An 18,987-nucleotide genomic window follows, 5' to 3' on the forward strand; every position below is an offset into this window, starting at 1 on the left:
TTTCTAGTTTTGCTCAGCCAAAGCGACGGCTTCACCGATATCGACCGACACTATGCGCGAAACCCCGGGCTCTTGCATCGTGACGCCAACCAGCTGCTCGGCCATCTCCATGGAGACCTTATTATGACTGATGTAAACGAACTGTACTGTGCTCGACATCTCTTTGACAAGAGAACAGAAGCGACCGACGTTCACTTCATCGAGCGGTGCATCCACCTCATCCAGCAGACAAAATGGTGCTGGATTGAGTCTGAAGATGGCAAAAACCAGCGCAAGGGCGGTTAGCGCCTTCTCCCCCCCGGAAAGCAGGGCAATGGTAGCATTCTTCTTGCCCGGAGGTCTTGCCATGATGCTCACTCCGGCCTCCAAAAGATCATCCGAGGTCAGCTCAAGCCAGGCACTGCCCCCCCCGAACACTTTTGGGAACAGGGATTTTAAATCTTCATTGACCTTATCGAAAGTGTCGCGGAAGCGTATTTGTGTTTCTTTATCAATTCTTTTAATGGCTTGGCTCAAGGTGTCGAGGGCCTGCTCCAGATCCTGGCACTGATTTTCCAGGTAGCTTGAACGGGTTTTCGCCTCCTCATACTCCTCCAGTGCCGCCAGGTTGATGGCGCCAAGCGCCTCCACCTGCGCCTCCAGCGTCTGGATCTCCTGGCGCAGCTTGCCGCGATCAGCGGCAATCAGCACCGCCTGATCGAGGTCCACCAGGCGCACACCCAGCTCTTCGAACTGCTCGTGCAGTCCCTGCCGGCGCGTCAGGTTGCGCTCGCGCTCGAGCCGCAGGGTCGCCAGCTTCTCCTGAATCTTCACCAGCTGCTTGTGATCGGCGCTTCTGGCCTGCTCCAGCTCGGTCAGCTGACGATCCAGCTCTGCGAGCCGTTGGTGACAGGCCAGTTGCTGCGCCTCAAGATTGCGCTGCTCGACCAGCAGGGGCGACAGATCCTGACTCGGAGCGGCCCCTGGCTCCTTGAGTTCCGCCAGCTCCAGGCCGAGACGGGCCAGCTCCTGCTCGCGCAGCGTGATGAGCTGGCGCTGGTTCTGCTGCTCCAGTTGCAACCGCTGGCAGGCCGCCTGCTGCTGCTCCCGGCGAAGGCGCGCCTCTTCCAGCGCCCGCTCCGCCCCGCTTACCTGCTCCTGGGCGAGCAGCAGCGCCTCGGCGAGTACCTCCCCCTGCTCCTGCTGCTCGCCAAGGGCCGCTTCATCCTGCTCAAGCCGCTCCCCGGCCGACGCCAGCCGCTGCGCCTCCTCAGCCTGCTCCTTATCGAGCCGGGCCAGCTCTTCCCCCAGCTGGCCCAGGCGCTGCAAGCGCTCCTGGCGCTGCCCCTCGCGCAGACTCCAGGCTTCGCGCAGTTGTTGCCACCGCAGCTCCTGCTCGCGCAGGGTGCGCTGAGCCAGCTCATGCGCTCCATGCTGCTGGGCCCGCGCTGCATCGGCGGCGACAAGCTGCTCGTCGAGTCTGTGCAGCGCCTCCCGACCCGCGGCCCGCTCGGTGTGCAGCCGCTCACGCTCACCGAGCAGCGCCAGGGTACCGAGGGCCATGCCCTCCCCCAGATCCGCCCAGTTGGGGCCGAACCAGTCGCCGGCGGGAGTGAGCAGCGACTCACCGGCAGAGAGGCTGTGCAGGCGGGACAGCGCCGCCTCCCTGCTCTCTGCCAGCCAGATGGCATTGAGGAAAGCCGGAATGTGCTCGCCCCCCAGTTGCGCCGCCAGTGTACCGGCCCTGGCTGTCTGGGCCGGGCCAATCCAGAGTCCAGGTTGCGCCAGGTTGCACTCGTCCGCCGGAATTGCGGTGAGCCAGCGGCCGAGCACCTTGTCCAGCCCCCGGGCCCACTCGGGGGGCACCTGCAGCCGATCCGCCAGGGTCGCACCCGCCATCTGCTCCCCCAGGATCTGATCCAGGGTGGCGAGGCGCGCCTCCAGCTCGCGCAGCAGGCCCTGCTGGCGACCCTGCTCTGCCTTGAGGGCTTCATGGCGCGACACACCGGCCTGCCACGCCGTATCGGCTTCCTCATGGCGGGCGCGGGAGAGCGCGAGCTCCGCCGCCAGGGCATCGAGGGCCGGTTGCAGGTTCTCCCCTTCGCCGCCGAGGGGGCCGGCCTGTTCATCCTCCAACTTGAGACGGGCCAGCCGGGTCTTGGCCTGCAGCTCCTGCAGACCGTTCACCTCGGCGCGGGTCTGGTTGAGCCGCCCCTGTAACTGGCCTAGCTGCTGCTGCCACTGCTGCTGGCGCTGGCGCGCCTGCTCGAGCCGATCGCCCGCCGCTGCACGCACGCTCTGCTGGTCGGTAAGCAACTGCTCACACTGCTCGAGGCGCGCCGACGCTACCTCCCCCTGCAACGTGCTGTCGCCCAGTTGCTCCAGCTGGCCGGCCAGCTGGGCCTTGAGGCCGTCGATACGCTCGCCGAGGGCCTGCCGCCTCGCCTGCCAGTCGCGGCCCAGCTCGCTCTGGTGCAGTTGCTGCTGCTCGAGGCGAGCGATGGCCTGCCCGCCGAGGAAAATCTGTTGCTGGCGGCTCGCCTGCTCGGCCTGCGCCTCCTGGCGGGCCACCGACAGGGTGACGTGACGCCCCTCGTCTGCGGTGCGCTTGGCATCGAGTGCCGCCAGCGCCTGCTCGGTCTGGGCCAGTTCGGTCTTGGCTTCGCCGAGTCGCGTTTCCAGCGCCCACAGTTCCGAGCCGATCAGCTCCGCACGAGCGGCACGTGATCGACTCTTGAGCTGCTTGTAGCGCTCCGCGGTCTCGGCCTGGGCCTTGAGATGCTCGAGGCGCGAGCCCAGTTCGCCGCGGATGTCGCCGAGGCGCTCCAGGTTCTCCTGGGTATGGCGGATGCGCTGCTCGGTCTCGCGGCGCCGCTCCTTGTAGCGGGAGACCCCGGCGGCCTCTTCCATGAACAGCTTGAGATCGGCGGGGCGGGACTCCACCAGCCGGCTGACGGTGCCCTGTTCGATGATGGCGTAACTGCGGGGCCCAAGGCCAGTGCCGAGGAAGAGGTCGGTCACGTCCTTGCGGCGGCACTTCTGGCCGTTGATCTGGTAGTGATTGGAGCCGTCGCGCAGCACTTCGCGGCGCACCGAGATCTCGGTAAAGCGGCCGAACTCGCCGGGTACCCGGTTGTGGGGATTGTCGAACACCAGCTCCACCGAGGCGCGGCCATGGGCGCTGCGGTTGATGGAGCCGTTGAAGATGACGTCGGTCATGTTCTCGCCGCGCAGATGGCGGGCGGAGCTCTCCCCCAGCACCCAGCGCACGGCGTCGATGACGTTGGATTTGCCGCAGCCGTTGGGGCCCACCACGGCGGTCATGTCGGCGTTGAGTTCGATGCGGGTCGGCTCGACAAACGACTTGAAACCGGCGAGTTTGATCAATTTCAGACGCATGGCGGCCTATGTGGGTAACGAAATAAAGAGGAGGCGGGCAGGCGACTTTACCAAATCAAAGGCTTGTTTGTAATATGCTGGCACTTTCCCCATTCACTGATGGAGCTCACATGAGCCAATCACCCCACATGGTCAAAGATTCGGTCAGCGGTGCAGACTACTTCCTGCGCGGCTTCTCGCTCATCCGCCAGCCCGGCATCCGCACCTTCGTGCTGATCCCCCTGCTGGTCAACTTCGTGCTCTTTGCCGGTGCCTTCTACGCCTTGTTGCTACAACTGGACGGCCTGTTCGCCTGGCTGCACCAGCAGATCCCGAGCTGGCTCTCCTGGCTTGATTACCTGCTCTGGCCCATCGCCCTCATCACCATACTGGTGGTCTTCTCCTTCATCTTCAGCTCGGTGGCCAACTGGATAGCTGCCCCTTTCAACGGCCTGCTGGCAGAGAAGGTGGAACAGATCCTCACCGGTGAAGCCATGAATGACACCGGCATGCTGGATGTGGTGAAAGATGTGCCCCGTACCTTCGGCCGCGAATGGACCAAGCTGAAATACTATCTGCCCAAGGCCATCGGCTGCCTGATCCTCTTCCTGATCCCGGTAGTGGGCCAGACCCTGGCACCCGTACTCTGGTTCCTGCTCAGCGCCTGGATGATGGCGATCCAGTATGTCGATTATCCGTTCGACAACCACAAGATCGGCTTCATCACCATGCGCGACGCCCTCAAGCAGCGGCGCGGCAAGTGCCTGAGCTTCGGCGCCCTGGTGACCCTCTTCTCCGCCATCCCGGTGGTGAATCTCTTCGTGATGCCGGTGGCCATCTGTGGCGCCACCGCCATGTGGGTGGACCAATACCGCAGCGAGCAACTTGGACGCTGAACCGCGTCATCATGATCAAAAGAGGGGGCGAAAGCCCCCTTTTCATTACTTAATCTAATGCATAACCAAGATAGCTTGTCGCCCCAGCGCAGGATTGTTAGGATGCGGGGCTTTCTCGCACCCTGGGATATCTCATGTTACATGCACTCTTCTTGCTCGGCCTGGTGGCCGAAGGGATGACTGGCGCGCTGGCAGCGGGTCGGCGACGGATGGATCTGTTTGGCGTCGTGATCATCGCCTCGGCGACGGCCATCGGTGGCGGTACCATTCGGGATGTGCTGCTGGGCCACTATCCCCTGCTCTGGGTCGAGCACCCCGAATACGTGCTGCTGGTGGCGGGCGCCGCCATGGCCGGGGTCATCTCGGCCCCGCTGATGCGCTACCTTGGCAAGCTGTTCCTGGCGCTCGATGCCCTGGGGCTCGTGGTCTTCTCCATCTTCGGGGCTGCCCGGGCGCTCGAGATGGGCCACGGGGCCGGCATCGCCTGCATCATGGCCGTGGTGACCGGCGTGTTCGGGGGGGTACTGCGGGACTTGCTGTGCCAGCGTATCCCGCTGGTGTTCAAGCGCGAGCTCTATGCTGCCGTCTCGCTGATCACCGCCGCGCTCTACTGCTTTGCGCTGCACCATGGGCTGCCCAACGACTGGGCCGCTTTCGGTGCCATCGGCATCGGCTTCGTGCTGCGGCTCCTGGCGGTACGCTTCAAGTGGGGACTGCCCACCTTCAACTATCAGTACGCCACCCATTGATCGCGCCAGTTCCTGGCCATATTGCACGGATAACGAGCAACAAAAAGCGCCATACGGCGCTTTTTTGTTGGGCATCGGCAAGAGAGGAAAGGGTCAGTTGATCCCTTCCGAGCTGAAGAAGGTCGCCTTGTCGGCGATGAAACGCACCTTGATATTCTTGCCTTCCCCTCCCCAGACACAGCTCGTGGTGCCGAGAGCATCGTCGCAACGCTCGGCCTTGCCGAGGATGGCACTCGCTTCGGCATAGCTCATCCCGACTTTCAGCTTGTCGTAGCTCTCGCGGTTGAGCTTGCCGCAACCAGTCAACAACAGGGCGATGAGCCCCCCGATCACAATCTGCTTCATCTTTCTCTCCTCTGGCTGGAGTCCAGAGCCTAGCAGCTTGGTTCCCCTCAATGCCAGCGGCAAAAAGACACAATCGGCACTCAACCCTTGAGGAAATCCCGACTCACCAGCTGCGAACGGGGCCTGTGTCCAGGTGCACGAAGTTGTCGGAAGGGTAATAACCCACACCGCCCACCTTGAGGTTCAGGGCGGCCTTGCGCAGGTGCGCCAGCTGCACGCCGGGGATGCGCACGTCAACCGCCTGCCCCAGGGTGTGGTAGCTGTGCTTGGCGACGCCGCGACTCTTGCGCCGCTTCTGCTGATTGGTGGCCGGGGAGCGATAACCCGAGATGAGCTGGATTTCGCCGTGGCGTCCCAACTTGTGTTGCAGCAGAAAGAGCTGATCGAACAGCTTTCTGTCGATGTTGAACACTTCGTTGCGACGGTAGTCACGGAAAATATGGTTGAGCTCCGCCAGCCCATCGCTCAGATAGTGGCCATCTTCCCAATAACTGGCGCGTACCCGCTCGCCGGTATTGAGGTTGAAGAAACTCAGTTCCCGTCCCGAAGTGCTGCGGCTCGCCAGCGCAGGGAACGACAGCAGGCTGGTCCCCATCAGGCAACCCGCCCCCAGCAGCAGACGGCGTCGGCTTATCTCTTGTCCCAGCATCCGTTGTCCGTCCATCTCATGGTGAAGTCACACAGGTGAATGAATTTGATACAAGGGCCGAAACTACCTGCCAGAAAAAGCGCTGTCAAACCCCATTCCCCCATGAAAAAGCCCGGAACGGGCCGGGCTTTTCACTCTGTGGCGAGGATCACAGCAAGCGGCTTTGATAGCTGACTCTGTCGAATCCGTAGATATCGTTGCGCAGTTGCTGACGTCCCTCTTCATCAATCCAGCTGCTCCAGTAGACGGTAAACACCGGGATAGGGTTGCTCAGGGGCAGCCACTTGGTCTGGGTCTCTTTCAGGATGCTGGCCACCTTGTCCGGCTGATAGCGGGAGTCCGCCAGCAGCAGCTCCGCCAGATCGTCGGCGTGTTCCACCCGGATGCAACCCGAGCTGAAGGCACGGGCCCCCTGCTCGAACAGCGCCTTGCGCGGGGTGGAATGGAGATAGATGGCATCGTTGTTGGGCAGATAGAACTTGTAGCGACCCAGGGCATTGTGATCCCCCGGCTTTTGCCGCAACCGGTAAGGGAAACCGGAGGCCAGCGCATGGTGCCAGCCATCTTCGCTGAACTGCACCGGATTGCCCTCGCCGTCGATCACCTCGAACTGTTCGCGATCCAGATAGGCAGGATCGCGCCCGAGCTTGGGCAGAATGTCCTTGCTCAGGATGGAGCGCGGCACGTGCCAGGCCGGGTTCAGCACGATGGAGCGGATCTCGCTGGCGAGGATGGGGGTGGCCCGCTGCTCCTTGCCGACGATGACCCGACTGGTGAAGACCTCGCTGCCAGACTCCACCACGCTCAGGCGGTAGTCCGGAATGTTGACCAGCACATAGCGACCGGCAAGGTGATCCACCAGATCACGGCGCCACAGGTTGCGAACCAGCAGACTGGCGCGCACCTCGGGGCCGGTATTGAGCCAGCTGCGGGTCTGACGACCGATGATGCCGTCGGCGGTCAGGCCGTGGCGGCGCTGGAACTGCTTGATGGCCTGTTCGGTCTCGGGATCGTAGAGGCTGTCCTGGTGAGTCGGGGCACTGTCCCCCAGTTCGTTCAGGATGGAGCGGATCTGGCCGAGCTCGGTCGAGCTCTCCCCGGCCCGCAGGGTCGGCATGGAGAGGGTGGGCCAGTGCTTGGCCATGGGCATGGCCAGCAGCTTGCGCACTTCTTCGCGCACGGCGTCGTATTCCGCCACCTGTGGCCTGAGTTGCCTGACCTGCTCCAGCAGATTGTCTCCCTGGGGGGCATGGGCCAGGGGGCGGTTCAGATCCAGCTTGAGGGTCTGCATCTGTTCGCGCGCGACCAGATCCATCCCTCGCCAGGCCTGCTGGAACCGGGCCAGCTTGCCAAAGGCCTCATCGTAGAGGGCACCGCGCCGATCCGCCGGGGTCTTTTGCAACTGCTGCCAGAGGCGGTAGAAATCCGGATGCAGCTGGGCCAGCACCGCTTCCTGCAACTGCTGTTCAAGCTCATGACGAGCCTGCTCGGCCACCTCGTTCTGATACCAGTCATGCTGGATGCTGGGACTGGCCACTACCGCCTGTTCCGTGCTGGCATGAACCATGCTGGCCGGCCAGCAGCCCAGCCAGATGAGATTCGCCAATGCCAACCAATACTTCTTACCCATGCTTCTTACCACGCTTGCCTCAAATCGGTTCATTTCGGCCTGTCAGGCGCGACGGTCAGGTCCCCATGATGCGTGAATGCTGGCGACTTTGCTAGCGGACGGAGGTGTAACGACGCCAGATGAGTTCCTGCTCCCCGCTGTCACCGACGGCCACTATCGCCTCGTTGAACCGCGCTACGAATTCCCCGGACAGGGTCTTCTTGCTCAACATGAAAAAGGTGGGCGTCTCATGGATCGCCATGGTGTGGGGGACGACCGCATCCGACAGCCCCTCTCTCTTCAGACCCCAGGGCGTGGCCAGACTATCCCCGAGAAAACCGTCTATCCGCCCAAGCAGCAGCTTGCGATAGTTTTGCACATCGTTGACCTCGCTCACCTGGTTGCGGTATCGCTGCAGAACCTTGGTGATTTCCGGGCCGTAATAGTAGTCCCTGGTCACACCGAGGCGATGCCCGTGGGCCAGCCAACTCGCCAGATCCGACTCCTCACCGGTACCGGATTTGCGTACCCAGAGCGATGTCCGGCCCGGGTTGTAGGGGATGGAGAACCAGGCATAACGCGCCCTCTCATCAGCAAAATACGCCTCCATCACGATGTCCAGCCGACCCCGCTCAAGATCGTGCAACCCCCGCTTCCAGGGGCGCTCCACATAGACCAGACGACACCCCAGCCGATTCGACACGGCATTGAGGTAGTCGACCGCAAATCCACGCAGTTCTCGACGTGCTCCCTCTTGCTGGTAATAGTGGTATGGGGGCCAGTCATCGAAACCGACGCGAAGGGGGGAGGAGCAGAACGATTGCGCCCACAACGGTTGGAGGGACAGACAGCAGAGCACACACAGAGAGAAGAGTCTCATGGGTCATCCTTGACGACGGGACAGGCCATCTTAATTCTGCCCGGGTGAAATGGCGACAGATCCTGCCACAACAAAGCACAATATCAGCCGTTTGCCTGATGCGCCCCAGGTGGCGGCAGACAGGTCGGCGCCGAAAAAGCCACAATCAAGAAGAGGAAGCAAACGACCCCAAAGCCCCTTGGTAAGCAGGGTGATTGAGGGTTAATATGTGAGCAAATATATTTTTGTGATCCACTATGCTTTTTTTGCAATTGGATTAGCATATGCGCGAAATCTGCCTATCAATCTGTCGGGCGTCGAGTGAGTAATATGACCTACAAAAAGTTCGGTTTTCTGGCTGCCATCCTGGCACTGAGCGGTTTCTACCTTTATACCCTCTATCTGGCCGCTCACCCCAACGTGAGCCTGGCTTACAAGCTCTATTACCTGGAAGGCAAGACCCGTTTCTGGGAGCACAACTCCAGCATGACCTACCAGCCCGGCAACGAACTCAACCTGACCAAGCCGAGCCGCTTCCTCTCAAGCGAAGGCTGGGCCAAGAAGCCCAGCGAGCAAGGCACCGAGCTGAGCGGTCAGGGCGGTCTCTATTTCGTGCTGCCCAAGCAGCAGGCCCAGCCGGAGCAGCTCACCATCCAGGCCAGGATCAACAGCCCCCAGGCTGGCGCCCTGCTCAAGGTGGCGCTGGGTCATGATTTCACCACCACGGTCAAGCTGGCCAAGGCGGGCATCAACGAGATCCGCCTCAGCCTGCCGGGCGACTCCCTGACCGCCGATCCCAAGCGTCCCAACTTCCTGGCGCTCTCCGCCCCGACACCGCTCAACGTCCAGTCCGTGCGACTGACCGTGGCTCAGTGAAGCGGAATGCCCCAAGTATCTGTTCCGTAAAATAATTCTTTCAATAAGGAAGTTCCCATGTCCCGTGCCGATTTTCGACTCTCTCTGGTCGTTCCCGTTTACAACGAGGAAGAGAGCATAGACGCCTTCATCAGCGCGATAGATACCGAACTGGCCCCGCTCAAAGACCAGCTTGAAATCGTGTTCGTCAACGATGGCAGCCGTGACCGCACCCGTGAGGTGGTCGAGCAGGCCATCGCCCGGGATCCCCGTGTGACCCTGGTCAACCTGGCCCGCAACTTCGGCAAGGAAGCGGCCATGACCGCCGGCCTGCACCAGGCCAAGGGCGACGCCATCGTCCCCATGGACGTGGACCTGCAGGATCCCCCCTCTCTCATTCTGGAGTTCGTCAAGCTGTGGCAGACCGGCGACTATGACACCGTCTACGGCATCCGGGTGGATCGCAGCGCCGACACCCCGATGAAACGCCTCACCGCCGGTGGCTTCTACCGCTTCTTCAACGCCCTCTCCACCAGCACCAAGCTGCCGGAGAACGCCGGTGACTTCCGCCTCATCGATCGCAAGGTGGTCGAGGCCATCAAGCAGTTGCCGGAGCGCAACCGCTTCATGAAGGGGCTGTTCGCCTGGGCCGGTTTTCGCGCCGTCGGCGTTCCCTACGAGCGCCCGGCCCGCCATGCAGGCGAAACCAAGTTCAACTACTGGAAGCTGTGGAACTTCGCCCTTGACGGCCTGATGAGCTTCTCCAGCTGGCCGCTGCGGGTGTGGAGCTACATCGGGGTCGGTGTCTCCTTCATCGCCTTCCTCTATATCCTCAAGATCATCACCCAGGTGCTCTTCTTCGGCATCGACGTGCCCGGTTACGCCTCCCTGATGTCGGTCATGCTGTTCCTCGGCGGCATCCAGCTGCTGTCGCTGGGCATCATCGGTGAGTACATCGGCCGCATGTTCGTGGAGGTGAAACAGCGCCCCGTCTACCTCATCGAAGGGGTCTACGGCCAGTACGCCAAGCAGGATGAAGAGCAGAAGCAGGAAGTGCCCACCGCCAGCAAGAAGAGCGCTGGCAAGAAGGCCGCCGCGAAAGCCGCTGATGATCAGCAGGAGCAGGCGTCTCAATGATCTCCCGCGAGGAATTCTGGCGGCTGGTTCGCTTCGGTTTTGTCGGCGGGGGGGCCACCCTCGTCGATCTGGGTACCTCCATCGCCCTGTTTCATACCTGGCCGGCCATCTCCGAGCACCTGGTCACTACCTTAGCCTTTGCCGTGGCGTTCTGGTTCTCGTTCTTCGGCCATCGCTACATCACCTTCCAGAAACAAGGTGCCGCCAGCAAGTTCCTGCTGGTTGCCCTCTTCTCGCTGGCGGTGCGTAATCTCATCCTGAGCGGTTTGCTGTTTGCCGGTCTCTCCGGCCTGTTGCCGGTGGTGATCGCCACCCTGACCGTCACCGTGCTCACCTACGTTCTCTCCCGTATCTGGGTTTTTGCCTGATGAATGATATGACCAATACCGCCCCGTCAACCGGGGCTGCACTCCCCTATCGCCCGTCACTGCGCATCAGCGGCCGCGACTGGCTGATGATCGTCGCCGCCTTCGTACTGAGCCGGGTGGCGCTCTATGGCATGGGCTATTTCGGCGTCCAGCTCTATGGCGCCACCGACATCGGGCCGCTGCAAGCCTACTGCCAGTTCGACTGCGTCTGGTTCCAGCGCATCATCGAGAATGGTTACGACCTCTATCCACGCTGGTTGAGCAAGGGCAATGCGGCGAACTGGGCCTTCATGCCCCTCTATCCCATGCTGGCCGGCGGTCTCTCCAGCCTGTTTGACATGGAGAGCCTCATCGGCCTGATGCTGGTGGCCAACATCGCCTTCTTCATCAGCCTGCCCCTGATGCTGCTGGTGCTGCGCCAGCTCAAGCTGGGGGACGACACCGCCCGCTTCGGGGTCTGGCTGCTGGCCTTCTCCCCCTTCTCCGCCTATTTCGTCTCCGGCTATACCGAGCCCATGTTCATGGCCTTGATGCTGGGAATGTTCCTGTTCGCCTACCGCGAACAGTGGCTCATGGTCGCCTTCCTCGGCATTTTCATCTCCGCCACCCGCAACCTGGGGGTGATGATGGTGTTCCCGGTGCTGATCCTGGCCCTGCAGGCCTACGGCTGGCGCGAGTTCTTCCGCTTCACCGAGCGGGCCTTCAAGGTGGTGTTCACCCTCTGGCTCATTCCCCTCGGCCTCTTCTCCTACATGGTCTATCTCTATCACCTCACCGGGGATGCCCTGGCCTTCAAGCATATCCAGGTGGCCTGGGGCCGCTATATGGACAGCCCCCTGGAGTGGTGGCTGAGCGGCTTCGAGCTGGGGGGGCGCAAGGCCTATCTCTCCATCATGGTGATCTTCGGCTGGTGCCTGAATGGCTACCTGTTCAGCCAGAAACGCTGGGCCGAAGCGACCCTGATGTTCATCTGCTGCACCATCCCCCTGATGACCGGACTCAACGCCATGCCCCGCTACATGTTCGGCCTCTATCCGACCCTGCTGGCCATCGTGCTGCTGGCCCATCGCTGGCCTGCCATCCGCCCTGCGGTGCTCTGCATCAGCGGCATGGTTGCCTCCTTCATCGCGGTGGCCTTCGTCAACTTCAAGTTCTTCACCGTGTGACGCCACCCCGAATGCCTACAAGCCGGTCAACTGACCGGCTTTTTTCATGGCCGCGACACCCGGTTCACACTTTTCCATTCTTGAAAACGTAACCATTTGAACTGACGTCACAAATCGGTATTTTACCGGTCCAAGCCTGCCCCAGCGCGCCCTAGAATGAGTGCCTCAACGGACCCTGCTCCTCACACTCTGCTCAAGGAATGGCTTATGCGTCTCTCTTCGCGCCCCGCTCTTCGCCTATCACCCCTGTGGCTGGCCGTGCTCGCCACACCGCTGTTCATCGGTCAGGCGATGGCCGCCCCCGAGGTCTATCTCCATGTGGATGGCAAACCGGTAGCCGAGGCGCTGACGCTGGACAAGGGCACCGTCACCCTGACCCACAGACTGGACAAGGGGAGTCACCAGATCCGCATCAGCGATGCGGGCAACAGCTGCGGCACCAGCTTCGGGCCAACCGAGGCCAGGCCCCTTCCCTTCGGCACCGCCCAGCCCATGGACAAGTGCAGCAAGGGGACAGACTTCAATCTGAGGGTGATGCTGGCAGGGGACTACGAGTTCACCTTCAACCCCGATACCCCCAGCCTCAAGGTGTTGCGGGCAACCAAAAAGAGCGAGTTCAAACGCCAGCCCCCGGAAGAGCCCTGCATCAGCTGGGATGGCGGCCCGGTCACGACATCACTCAAGGGCGTCTGGCCCGACGGCACCCGGTTGCGGGATGCCTACTCGGGACAGGAAGCCGTGGTCAAGGGCGGCAAGATCACCCTGACACCGAGCAAGGAGAGCGGCGGCCTGCTGCTGCTCGAGCCGGTCAAGGCCGCCAAGCCTGCTCCCTTCAGCTGGGATCAGGCAAGCGTCTATTTTCTGCTGACCGACCGCTTCCACAACGGCGATCCCGCCAATGATCACAGCTTCGGTCGTCAGAAGGATGGTCAGGACGAAGTGGCCACCTGGCATGGCGGTGACTTCAAGGGGCTGACCGAGAAGCTCGACTACATCAAGCAACTCGGCATCAACGCCATCTGGATCACCCCCATGGTGGAACAGGTCCACGGCTTCATCGGCGGTGGCGAACAGGGGAACTTCCCCTTCTACGCCTACCACGGCTACTGGGCGCTCGACTTCACCAAAATCGACCCCAACTACGGCGACGAAGAGAGCCTGAAAACCCTGGTGGACGAGGCCCACAAGCGCGGCATGCGGATCATCCTCGACGTGGTGATGAACCACGCAGGCTACGCCACCCTCGCCGACTTGCAGGATCTGGGGCTCACCGATCTCACCCAGAACACCGGCAAGCTGCCGAGTCGCTGGAACGAATGGCGCCCGAGCGGCGGCCTCAACTGGCATGGCTACAACCAGTTCATCGACTACCAGTCATCCCACTGGGACAAGTGGTGGGGCCCTGACTGGGTGCGGGCCGGCCTGCCCGGCTACCCGCAACCCGGCACCGACGACGTCACCGGCTCGGTGGCGGGACTGCCGGACTTCCTGACCGAATCCACCAGATCGGTGGGGCTGCCACCGCTGCTCGCTGCCAAAAAAGACACCAGGGCCAAGGCCCTGCCCAGCGCCACCGTGACCGATTACCTCATTGCCTGGCACACCGACTGGGTGCGCCGCTTCGGCATCGACGGCTTCCGTGCCGACACCGTCAAGCACCTGGAGCCCGCGGTCTGGGCCAGGCTCAAGCAGGCGGGCACCGACGCGCTCAAGGAGTGGAAGGCCGCCAACCCGGGCAAGGCCCTCGATGACCTTCCCTTCTACATGGTGGGCGAGGTGTGGGATCACGGGGTCGCCAAGGACTTCTGGTACCAGCACGGCTTCGATTCCCTGATCAACTTCGACTACCAGCGTGAATTCGCCCTGCCCCAGGCCCAGTGCATGGCGGGGGCAGAGCCCACCTATGCGAGCTACGCCAGCCGCATCAACCAGGATCCCGAGTTCAACGTGCTGAGCTACATCAGCTCCCACGACACCAAGCTCTTCTTCGGCGACTATCAGGACGTGGCGCTGCAACGGCGGGTGGCCAACAGCTTCATGCTGCTGCCGGGGGGCATCCAGATCTACTATGGCGACGAGTCCGGCCGGGGACTGGCCAAGGATGGCGGCGTGTTCGATCAGAGCGTGCGCTCGGACATGAACTGGCAGGAGCTGGCGAGTGGCGAGAAGGCGGAGCTGGTCAAGCACTGGCAACGGCTCGGCCAGTTCCGTGCCGCCCACCCTGCCATCGCGGCGGGCAGCCACAAGAAGATTTCCGATGTCCCCTATGGCTTCGTGCGGGAGAAAGGAGAAGACAAAGTGGTCGTGGTCTTCGCGGGTCGGCAGAAATAGCGACCTGGCCTGAATAAAAAGGGGAGCCGATGGCTCCCCTTTTTTGTCTTGCCGACGCCCGCATCAATCAGACTGGCGGGCCGCCTTTGGCCACTGCAACCTCGCCTTGAGCAGGGTTTCCTGCCACAGGGGCCAGGCCAGCAAGGCCTGCTGATAGGCGCCAGCCTGACCGGGCAGCGAAATGCCATAGCTTGCCAGTCGATAGGCCATCACCGCATAGAAGGCATCCAGAATGCTCGCCTCGTCGAAATAGAAGGGCCCCCGCGCCTGGGACCAGAGGGTCTGCAACCGGGCCAGCTCGTCGATGACCTCCACCGGCGGTTCACTCTGGGTGGGCGCCCCCAGGAAGAAGGGCAGCAGGGTGCGGATCTGGCGAAAACCGGCGTGCAGCTCGGCGCACAGGCTGCGGGCCAGGGCCCGTTCGGCCTTGTCCACCGGATAAAGGTGGCGCTCCGGGCAACACTCGTGGAGATATTCGGCGATGGCCAGAGAGTCGTGAATACGCAGCTCACCGTCGTCGAGCCAGGGCACCAGGCCGGCGGGGGCCGTGCGCTTGAGCCGTTGCAGCTCCTTGGCATCTTCCAGATCGAAGACCTGCTCCTGCCACTTGAGCCCGCTCATGGCCAGCACCAGCGCCGTTCTCATTGCCCAGGTGGAGCCCGTGCCCACCGTCAAAACCAGGGATCCCATCGATTGCCTCCTGCATGGGTTGTTTACTGGCCATCCCGCCGGCCCCGTGGCACGACATCCGATGACCACCTCACATTTGCGTACTGGCGGGTTTGACCCACTTGGGTAGCAGTGCTAGTTTGATTTTTCAAAACAATCAGTTAGCAACAATGTGAGCTATGGACAGCCAATTTACCATCGTCATCGCAGATGACCACCCCCTGTTTCGGGGCGCCCTCTATCAAGCGGTGCACATGGCCATCGACGACGCCAGATTGCTGGAGGCTGACTCCATCGACAGCCTGAGCCACCTGCTCGATGAACATCCCGACGTCGACCTGCTGCTGCTGGATCTCAAGATGCCGGGGGCCAACGGCTTCGAGGGGCTGGCCTATCTGCGCGGACATCACCCAGATCTCCCCATCGTCGTGGTCTCGGCCTCCGAGGATCCCGCCATCATCCAGCAGGTGCTGCGCCTGGGCGCGCTCGGCTTCATTCCCAAGTCCGTCCCCATGAAAGAGCTGGTCAGCGCCCTCAATACGGTGATCGGGGGGGACAACTGGGTGCCGGAAGGCATCTCCCTCCATCCCGAGCCCAGCGAAGGGCCCGATTTCGCCACCAAGCTGGCCAGCCTCACCCCCCAGCAATACAAGGTGCTCATCATGTTGCGGGATGGCAGCCTCAACAAACAGATCGCCTGGGAGCTCAACGTCTCCGAGGCGACCATCAAGGCCCATATCACCGCGATTTTCCGCAAACTCGGGGTCAAGAACCGCACCCAGGCGGTCATCGCCCTCCAGCAGATGGATATCAAGGACAGTTGAGCCCCTTGCCACCATCAGAGCCCATATCACTCCGCCTTCCGCAAACTTGGGGTCAAGCACCGCACCCAGGCGGTCATCGCCCTCCAGCAGATGGATATCAAGAACAGTTGAGCCCCTTGCCACCATCAGAGCCCATATCACTTCGCCTTCCGCAAACTTGGGGTCAAGAACCGCACCCAGGCAGTCATCGCCCTGCAGCAAATGGGCATCAAGGACGACTGAGCTCGTCCCCGGCTGGCTTGTATCGAGCCAGCCCCCCTCCAACAGACTCTCTGGCACCCCGCGGCAGCCGGAAACGGCCTCCCTGCACCATTTGCGGCTCGACAATTAGCACGGTCGTACTTTATGCTGCCAGCCCAGAGAGAGGAGAGCCGGATGAGCAAGGGACGTCTGACCCGCGACACCATTTTGCAGACTGCATTCGAGCAGGCGAGCCAGCAGGGGCTGGAGAGCCTCACCATAGGCTCCCTCGCAACGGCCTGCGAGATGTCAAAAAGCGGTCTATTCGCCCACTTCCAGTCCCGCGACAACCTCCAAATCGCCGTGCTCACCTATTCCGCCGAGGTATTTCGTGAGCGGGTGATCCAGCCGGTGCGCCAACAGGGGCACGCCACCCAGCAGGAGAAACTGCTCGCCCTGTTGCAGGCCTGGCTGGCCTGGAACCAGAGTTTTGCCGGCCGCTGCATGTTCCTCGATGCCTGGACCTCCGCCCAGGAGGGTGAGGTCCAGCAGGCGGCACGCGAGCTGGTCCGTTTCTGGCTCGACTACCTGGCACGCCAGGTAGTGCAGGGGCAGACCAGAGGGGAGTGGCGCAGCGATCTCGATCCCTGGCGCGCCGTCTATCGTCTCTATGGCCTCTATCTCGGGGATCAGGTGTTCCATGCCCTGGGGCTCAGCGAGGATCCGGCCCGCCACTTCTGGCCCGAGGTGGAACAATTGCTGGCCAGCTGGCGCTGACCCGACGGGTTCTTCTTTTTAAAAACCCGCAAAAAAGCACGACCGTTCGCACACAAAAGACACAGGATGACCATGAGCAGCAAGATCTATTTCAACACACGCCGCTTCAGCCCGAGCAAGTTGCTGCTGGGCCTCGGCACCCGCCTGCATCACGTGCTCGCGCCCACCCACGCCAAGCGCACCGCCAGCAAGCTGCTGCTCACCCCGCAGCGGGCGACCCGGGACGTCGCAGCCCCGGCCGGCCTGGTCGAGCAGGCCATCCACACCAGTGAAGGGACCCTGATGAGCTACCGGCTCGGGCAGGGGCCGGTCTGGCTGCTGATGCACGGCTGGTCAGGCAGTGCCAGCCAGTTCTATCCGCTGATGAGCCACATCGCCGCCCAGGGCTATACGGCGCTCGCCTACGATCACCCCGCCCACGGCCGGAGCGAAGGGAACAGGGGTCACCTGCCCCGCTTCGTGCGCGCTTTCGACGAGATCCTCGAGCGGGTCGGCCCCGTCCAGGGCGTCATCACCCACAGCATGGGGGGCGCCGTCACCCTCAGCAGCCGTCACCCGGCAATCGATGCGCTGCCGCTGCTGCTCATCTCCCCGGTGCTCGACTACGTGCCCCAGCTCTACGGCATGGTGGCGCGCTCCGGCTACTCCATCCGGCTGTTCGATGCGGTGGTCAAGGAGATAGAACACGAATACCAGCACCCGCTCAGCACGGTTGACCCCCTTGGCCGGCTCGCCCGGCGCAGCGGCGCCGCCCTCATCGTGCACGATGAGGAAGACCGCTTCGCCCCCCACCGGGACTCCCTGCGCGCGGCCCAGGATGGCCGCACCCGGCTGGTGAGCACCCGGGGTCTCGGCCATGGCCGTATTCTGGCAAGCCCTCCAGCCTTCGCCGCCTTCGATCAACTGAGCCAGACCCCTTGGCAAACTGAAAATGAAACGGGCCGCAAAAATTGAGCGTGCGGCCCATTTTTATCCGGTATACAACGTCTTATAGTTGAATTGCGCGGTGGCAACCCGCCCTGGCGATCACGATAAGGCGCACCCTCATGGCCAGACCCAATACTGCTCTTCTGCTGACTGGTGGTGGTGCCCGCGCCGCCTATCAGGTCGGCGTACTCAAGGCGGTGGCCGAACTCTACCCCCGCAACATCGGCATCCCCTTCCCCATTCTGTGCGGCACCTCGGCGGGGGCTCTCAACATCACGGCGCTGGCGTGCTACGCCTCCTGTTTCCATCTGGGGGTGCGCAAGCTGGAGTGGGTCTGGCGACGTTTCGAGACCCACCACATCTTCGACTTCCACCCTTGCCAACTGCTGTGGCGCACCCTCTATCAGGGCTCGGCCGGCCTCATCACCCCCCAGAGCAACCGCGCCTTTCACCTGTTTGACAACGCCCCCCTGCGCCGTCTGCTGGATCAGCTCATCGACTATCACCGCATCGATGACAACATTCTCTACGGCAGCCTGGAGGCCATCGCCATCACGGCCTCCGACTACGATGACGGCCTCTCCACCACCTTCTTCCAGGGGCGGGCCGAACATCAGCCCTGGGAGCGCGCCAGACGACGTGGCCTGCGTACCCTGCTCACCTCGGATCACCTGCTGGCCTCGTCGGCGCTGCCCTTCGTCTTTCCCGCCACCCCCATCGGCGATCGCGTCTACGGGGATGGATCCATCCACCAGCTGAGTCCGCTCAGCCCCGCCATCCACCTGGGGGCGGAGCGGATACTGCTGGTGACCCTGGACTCCCCTCACAGGGAGAACCCGACTCCCCGCCAGGGGCACCTGACCAGCTCCAACATCGCGAGCCATCTGCTCAACACCGTCTTCTCCGACACCCTCAATTCGGATCTGGAGCGGCTCGGGCGCATCAACCAGACCCTTTCCCTCATTCCGGCACGGGAGCGCAGTCGGCTGAAACTGCGCCAGGTGGAGACCTGCGTGATCCGCCCCAGCCAGGATCTCGACCTCATCGCCCTCGAATACCTCCCACGGTTGCCGACCCAGCTGCGCCGTCTGCTGCGGGTGCTCGGGGTCAACGGCGAAGAGAGCAGCAGCCTGGCCAGCTTCCTGATGTTTGACCCCGGCTATTGCCAGCGGCTCATCAAGCTGGGATACCAGGACGCGCTGGATCACCGCCAGCGCATCGAGGCCTTCCTCGACCTGCCGGGCAGCGGGAGGCAGGAGCAGTTTCGCGAAGAGGCCTGAGGGGCCTTA

Annotated in this window: 17 protein-coding genes and 1 pseudogene; 12 read left to right on the forward strand and 6 right to left on the reverse strand. The window is 62.6% G+C overall.

The features are described 5' to 3' along the window. Positions 1-3: 3 nt before the first annotated feature. Positions 4-3,378, reverse strand: coding sequence for an AAA family ATPase (locus ACVDHI_RS02620; RefSeq protein WP_447211655.1), 3,375 nt, complete (start codon positions 3,376-3,378; stop codon positions 4-6). Between the two features lie 110 nt (positions 3,379-3,488). On the opposite strand from ACVDHI_RS02620, the gene cysZ reads away from it, so the two are divergent. Then, entirely contained in the window at positions 3,489-4,253 is a 765-nt protein-coding gene (cysZ, locus tag ACVDHI_RS02625) for a sulfate transporter CysZ (RefSeq protein ID WP_010673447.1), read from the forward strand. A gap of 134 nt (positions 4,254-4,387) precedes the next feature. After that, complete coding sequence (locus ACVDHI_RS02630) at positions 4,388-5,002, forward strand: trimeric intracellular cation channel family protein (protein ID WP_010673446.1); 615 nt, start codon at positions 4,388-4,390, stop codon at positions 5,000-5,002. Positions 5,003-5,095: 93 nt separating this feature from the next. Here the strand turns inward: ACVDHI_RS02630 and ACVDHI_RS02635 are convergent, their stop codons facing one another. The 4 genes from ACVDHI_RS02635 to ACVDHI_RS02650 all read right to left on the reverse strand — a co-directional run bounded on the left by ACVDHI_RS02635 (position 5,096) and on the right by ACVDHI_RS02650 (position 8,485). After that, positions 5,096-5,347, reverse strand: coding sequence for a hypothetical protein (locus ACVDHI_RS02635; protein ID WP_010673445.1), 252 nt, complete (start codon positions 5,345-5,347; stop codon positions 5,096-5,098). 103 nt (positions 5,348-5,450) lie between these two features. Continuing rightward, a complete protein-coding gene (locus tag ACVDHI_RS02640; protein ID WP_039039271.1) occupies positions 5,451-5,996 on the reverse strand; it encodes a DUF882 domain-containing protein in 546 nt (181 codons plus the stop codon). A 148-nt stretch (positions 5,997-6,144) separates the two neighbouring features. Continuing rightward, positions 6,145-7,626 carry a L,D-transpeptidase family protein gene (locus ACVDHI_RS02645; protein WP_045523555.1) on the reverse strand — a complete coding sequence of 494 codons (1,482 nt, stop codon included), beginning with the start codon at positions 7,624-7,626 and terminating at the stop codon, positions 6,145-6,147. Positions 7,627-7,717: 91 nt separating this feature from the next. Then, the gene (locus tag ACVDHI_RS02650) at positions 7,718-8,485 is read right to left on the reverse strand and encodes a substrate-binding periplasmic protein (RefSeq protein ID WP_226043905.1); all 768 of its coding nucleotides are present in this window, start codon (positions 8,483-8,485) and stop codon (positions 7,718-7,720) included. 309 nt (positions 8,486-8,794) lie between these two features. Here ACVDHI_RS02650 and ACVDHI_RS02655 point away from each other — a divergent pair, with 309 nt between their 5' ends. The 5 genes from ACVDHI_RS02655 to ACVDHI_RS02675 all read left to right on the forward strand — a co-directional run bounded on the left by ACVDHI_RS02655 (position 8,795) and on the right by ACVDHI_RS02675 (position 14,321). Next, positions 8,795-9,340 (forward strand): hypothetical protein, encoded by a 546-nt coding sequence (locus ACVDHI_RS02655; RefSeq protein ID WP_010673441.1) that lies wholly within the window; start codon positions 8,795-8,797, stop codon positions 9,338-9,340. A 57-nt stretch (positions 9,341-9,397) separates the two neighbouring features. Continuing rightward, a complete protein-coding gene (locus ACVDHI_RS02660; RefSeq protein WP_041213382.1) occupies positions 9,398-10,456 on the forward strand; it encodes a glycosyltransferase family 2 protein in 1,059 nt (352 codons plus the stop codon). After that, positions 10,453-10,824: a GtrA family protein gene (locus ACVDHI_RS02665; RefSeq protein WP_010673439.1), complete on the forward strand. Its 372-nt coding sequence runs from the start codon at positions 10,453-10,455 to the stop codon at positions 10,822-10,824. The genes ACVDHI_RS02660 and ACVDHI_RS02665 overlap by 4 nt, the downstream gene beginning before the upstream one ends. Continuing rightward, positions 10,824-11,990 carry a hypothetical protein gene (locus tag ACVDHI_RS02670; RefSeq protein ID WP_447211656.1) on the forward strand — a complete coding sequence of 389 codons (1,167 nt, stop codon included), beginning with the start codon at positions 10,824-10,826 and terminating at the stop codon, positions 11,988-11,990. Before ACVDHI_RS02665 ends, ACVDHI_RS02670 begins: the two co-directional genes overlap by 1 nt. Positions 11,991-12,197: 207 nt before the next feature. Beyond that, the gene (locus ACVDHI_RS02675; RefSeq protein WP_447211657.1) at positions 12,198-14,321 is read left to right on the forward strand and encodes an alpha-amylase; all 2,124 of its coding nucleotides are present in this window, start codon (positions 12,198-12,200) and stop codon (positions 14,319-14,321) included. A gap of 63 nt (positions 14,322-14,384) precedes the next feature. Here the strand turns inward: ACVDHI_RS02675 and ACVDHI_RS02680 are convergent, their stop codons facing one another. Beyond that, positions 14,385-15,011, reverse strand: a complete 627-nt coding sequence (locus tag ACVDHI_RS02680; RefSeq protein WP_151028455.1) for a glutathione S-transferase — start codon at positions 15,009-15,011, stop codon at positions 14,385-14,387. Between the two features lie 158 nt (positions 15,012-15,169). On the opposite strand from ACVDHI_RS02680, the gene ACVDHI_RS02685 reads away from it, so the two are divergent. From ACVDHI_RS02685 to ACVDHI_RS02705, 5 genes and pseudogenes are all read left to right on the forward strand, one after another. After that, entirely contained in the window at positions 15,170-15,814 is a 645-nt protein-coding gene (locus ACVDHI_RS02685) for a response regulator transcription factor (protein WP_010673435.1), read from the forward strand. A gap of 118 nt (positions 15,815-15,932) precedes the next feature. Beyond that, positions 15,933-16,036 (forward strand): annotated as a pseudogene (locus ACVDHI_RS02690) (LuxR C-terminal-related transcriptional regulator); the annotation flags it as partial. Between the two features lie 153 nt (positions 16,037-16,189). Then, positions 16,190-16,771 (forward strand): TetR/AcrR family transcriptional regulator, encoded by a 582-nt coding sequence (locus ACVDHI_RS02695; RefSeq protein WP_048208163.1) that lies wholly within the window; start codon positions 16,190-16,192, stop codon positions 16,769-16,771. Between the two features lie 72 nt (positions 16,772-16,843). Next, positions 16,844-17,725, forward strand: a complete 882-nt coding sequence (locus tag ACVDHI_RS02700; RefSeq protein WP_447211658.1) for an alpha/beta hydrolase — start codon at positions 16,844-16,846, stop codon at positions 17,723-17,725. Between the two features lie 92 nt (positions 17,726-17,817). Continuing rightward, positions 17,818-18,978 carry a patatin-like phospholipase family protein gene (locus ACVDHI_RS02705; RefSeq protein WP_048208164.1) on the forward strand — a complete coding sequence of 387 codons (1,161 nt, stop codon included), beginning with the start codon at positions 17,818-17,820 and terminating at the stop codon, positions 18,976-18,978. Positions 18,979-18,987: the final 9 nt, after the last annotated feature.

The organism is Aeromonas sp. 25-248 (assembly GCF_053005425.1).

Excerpts from the sequence above, each read along its gene's own strand:
- ACVDHI_RS02670 (WP_447211656.1), top strand. The coding sequence starts at position 10,824 with ATGAATGATATGACCAATACCGCCCCGTCAACCGGGGCTGCACTCCCC.
- ACVDHI_RS02645 (WP_045523555.1), bottom strand. The coding sequence starts at position 7,626 with ATGGGTAAGAAGTATTGGTTGGCATTGGCGAATCTCATCTGGCTGGGC.
- ACVDHI_RS02685 (WP_010673435.1), top strand. The coding sequence starts at position 15,170 with ATGGACAGCCAATTTACCATCGTCATCGCAGATGACCACCCCCTGTTT.
- ACVDHI_RS02700 (WP_447211658.1), top strand. The coding sequence starts at position 16,844 with ATGAGCAGCAAGATCTATTTCAACACACGCCGCTTCAGCCCGAGCAAG.
- ACVDHI_RS02660 (WP_041213382.1), top strand. The coding sequence starts at position 9,398 with ATGTCCCGTGCCGATTTTCGACTCTCTCTGGTCGTTCCCGTTTACAAC.
- cysZ (WP_010673447.1), top strand. The coding sequence starts at position 3,489 with ATGAGCCAATCACCCCACATGGTCAAAGATTCGGTCAGCGGTGCAGAC.
- ACVDHI_RS02655 (WP_010673441.1), top strand. The coding sequence starts at position 8,795 with ATGACCTACAAAAAGTTCGGTTTTCTGGCTGCCATCCTGGCACTGAGC.
- ACVDHI_RS02705 (WP_048208164.1), top strand. The coding sequence starts at position 17,818 with ATGGCCAGACCCAATACTGCTCTTCTGCTGACTGGTGGTGGTGCCCGC.
- ACVDHI_RS02695 (WP_048208163.1), top strand. The coding sequence starts at position 16,190 with ATGAGCAAGGGACGTCTGACCCGCGACACCATTTTGCAGACTGCATTC.
- ACVDHI_RS02680 (WP_151028455.1), bottom strand. The coding sequence starts at position 15,011 with ATGGGATCCCTGGTTTTGACGGTGGGCACGGGCTCCACCTGGGCAATG.
- ACVDHI_RS02630 (WP_010673446.1), top strand. The coding sequence starts at position 4,388 with ATGTTACATGCACTCTTCTTGCTCGGCCTGGTGGCCGAAGGGATGACT.
- ACVDHI_RS02650 (WP_226043905.1), bottom strand. The coding sequence starts at position 8,485 with ATGAGACTCTTCTCTCTGTGTGTGCTCTGCTGTCTGTCCCTCCAACCG.
- ACVDHI_RS02675 (WP_447211657.1), top strand. The coding sequence starts at position 12,198 with ATGCGTCTCTCTTCGCGCCCCGCTCTTCGCCTATCACCCCTGTGGCTG.
- ACVDHI_RS02635 (WP_010673445.1), bottom strand. The coding sequence starts at position 5,347 with ATGAAGCAGATTGTGATCGGGGGGCTCATCGCCCTGTTGTTGACTGGT.
- ACVDHI_RS02640 (WP_039039271.1), bottom strand. The coding sequence starts at position 5,996 with ATGCTGGGACAAGAGATAAGCCGACGCCGTCTGCTGCTGGGGGCGGGT.
- ACVDHI_RS02665 (WP_010673439.1), top strand. The coding sequence starts at position 10,453 with ATGATCTCCCGCGAGGAATTCTGGCGGCTGGTTCGCTTCGGTTTTGTC.
- ACVDHI_RS02620 (WP_447211655.1), bottom strand. The coding sequence starts at position 3,378 with ATGCGTCTGAAATTGATCAAACTCGCCGGTTTCAAGTCGTTTGTCGAG.